The sequence below is a fragment of the Thiohalospira halophila DSM 15071 genome (assembly GCF_900112605.1).
Taxonomy (GTDB): domain Bacteria; phylum Pseudomonadota; class Gammaproteobacteria; order Thiohalospirales; family Thiohalospiraceae; genus Thiohalospira; species Thiohalospira halophila.
In genome coordinates this window covers 1-1,885 of sequence record NZ_FOMJ01000021.1, presented here as the reverse complement: position 1 = coordinate 1,885, position 1,885 = coordinate 1, and the positions used below count along the sequence as shown (strand labels likewise).

3 protein-coding genes and 1 pseudogene are annotated in these 1,885 nt (G+C 70.7%); all 4 read left to right on the top strand.

Annotated elements, in window-relative coordinates:
• The first annotated feature begins 24 nt into the window (after positions 1-24).
• Positions 25-393 carry a plasmid mobilization protein gene (locus BM272_RS13695; protein WP_143613325.1) on the top strand — a complete coding sequence of 123 codons (369 nt, stop codon included), beginning with the start codon at positions 25-27 and terminating at the stop codon, positions 391-393.
• A pseudogene (locus BM272_RS14295) lies at positions 299-799 on the top strand (relaxase/mobilization nuclease domain-containing protein); the annotation flags it as partial. The gene BM272_RS13695 and the pseudogene BM272_RS14295, both read left to right, overlap by 95 nt.
• Positions 800-1,121: 322 nt before the next feature.
• Entirely contained in the window at positions 1,122-1,553 is a 432-nt protein-coding gene (locus BM272_RS14135) for a hypothetical protein (protein WP_240308142.1), read from the top strand.
• Positions 1,505-1,804 (top strand): hypothetical protein, encoded by a 300-nt coding sequence (locus BM272_RS14130; protein WP_240308141.1) that lies wholly within the window; start codon positions 1,505-1,507, stop codon positions 1,802-1,804. The genes BM272_RS14135 and BM272_RS14130 overlap by 49 nt, the downstream gene beginning before the upstream one ends.
• The last annotated feature ends 81 nt before the right edge of the window (positions 1,805-1,885 follow it).

Here is a 1,885-nt window from a genome sequence, read left to right as displayed (position 1 = left end):
CCGCCGCCACCGAGGGAGCCGCCGATGGGTAAAAGAGGACCCGCCCCGCTCGCCGAGGGTCAGCGCCGAACCCGCCGGGTTTCGGTCTACCTGACCCCCGCCGAGTACCAGCGCCTAGCCGACGCCGCGCCCTCCGGTCGCTCCGTGGCTGATGCGCTGCGCCGGGCCGCGCTCGGCCGTCGCGTCGAGGCCCCGCCGCCGGTTCCCGAGGTGAACCGGGAGGCGTGGCGCGCGCTGGCCCGGTCGGTGGGCAACCTGAACCAGCTTGCCCACCACGCGAACGCCGGCCGGCAGGTCGATGGGTCGCTGCGCGCGGAACTCTCCGAGGTCCGCGCCCTGGTCGAGACGCTACGCAAGGAGCTTGTCGGTGAAGGCGAAGATCACACGGGGTAAGGGGTTCGCGGGCGCCGCCCGCTACCTGCTCAACAAGGACCACGCCGAGGTCGTGGGCGGGACGATGGCCGGCCAGGATGCCGAGAGCCTTTCGGCCGAGTTCGCGGAGACGCGCCAGCAGCGGCCGGACATCGAGCGGCCGGTGTGGCATCACTCCTTGTCGCTGCCCCAGGGCGAATGGCTCTCGGACGAGCAGTGGCACCGGGTGGCGTCGGATTACATGGAGCGGATGGCCCAGGACGAGGGGATCGATCCCCAGGCGATGCAGTGGCAGGCCGTGCGGCATGAGGACACCGACCACGACCACATCCACATCCTTGCCTCCCGCATCACGCGGGACGGGGATCTGGCCTACGGCCAGAACGAGGCCAAGCGGGCGATCAACATCACGCAGGACCTGGAACGGGACCACGACCTGACGCGGACCCCCGGCCTCGATGCGGGCCGGGGTCAGCGCCAGGGGGCCGAGGTCGAGCGGGCCGCCCGAACCGGAGAGGCCGGCGGCCGGCAGAAGCTACAGGGGGTCATTGATACCGCCTTGGCCGACCGGCCGAGTACCGAGGCGTTCTGTGAACGCCTGGAAGCGGCCGGGGTGTCGGTGCGCTTCAACCAGCAGCGCACCGGCCGGGTGGCCGGGGTGAGTTTCGAGATGGACGGTCAGGCGTTCAAGGCGTCCCAGTTGGGCAAGGCATACGGCTGGGGCCAACTGCAGAAGCGGGGGTTGGACTATGAGCAAGAGCGAGACGGCGCGGCGATTGGCCGCCGAGCAGACGGAAGCGCAGCGGGACGCGGTGAGGACCGAGGGGGAGCATCAGCGCGACCTCACCACCCTGATCGACCAACTGACCGAGCAGGTGGGGCCGCTGGCCGCGAGCATGGCGACGCTGACCGAGGAAACGCGCAAGGCGGTGGCCGAGGGGGAGCAGAGCCAGAAAGAGGCCCAGGCCGCCCTGGTCAACGAGGTGGGGAGGCTGCGCGAGGAAGTGAGCCGCGCGGCCCGGACCGTGGAGGACCTGCGCCGGCTCGTTCACCGGGTGCAGGTGCCGGCGTGGCGCCTGATGCTGTGGCCGGCGCTGACCGTTCTCGGTCTGCTCCTGGTCATGCCGGTCGCGTGGCGGCTGCTCGATCCGCTATACACGACGCTTCTGACCGCGCTGTAAAGCCGCTTTCCGCCTACCGGGCTGCCCTGGAGCGCAAGAAGGAGCAGCAGCGCCAGGAGGCCGAGCGGAAGAAGGCCGAGCAGAGCCAGCGCCAGCAGCGCCGAGCCGAGGGGAAGCAGCAGACCAAGGAGCAGGGCCGGACCCCCACCAAGGAGCCGGGGCAGAAACCGGCCAAGAAGCAGCCCACCAAGCAGCGCCAGACGACCCGAGGCCGCGACCGCGGCCGGGGTGGTCCCGACCTCTCCCGCTAACCCCGTATCACACCCCTTCGCGGGGTGTATCACACCCGGATCGGGGGTGTATCACACCCCTTCACCCCCGGTATCACACCC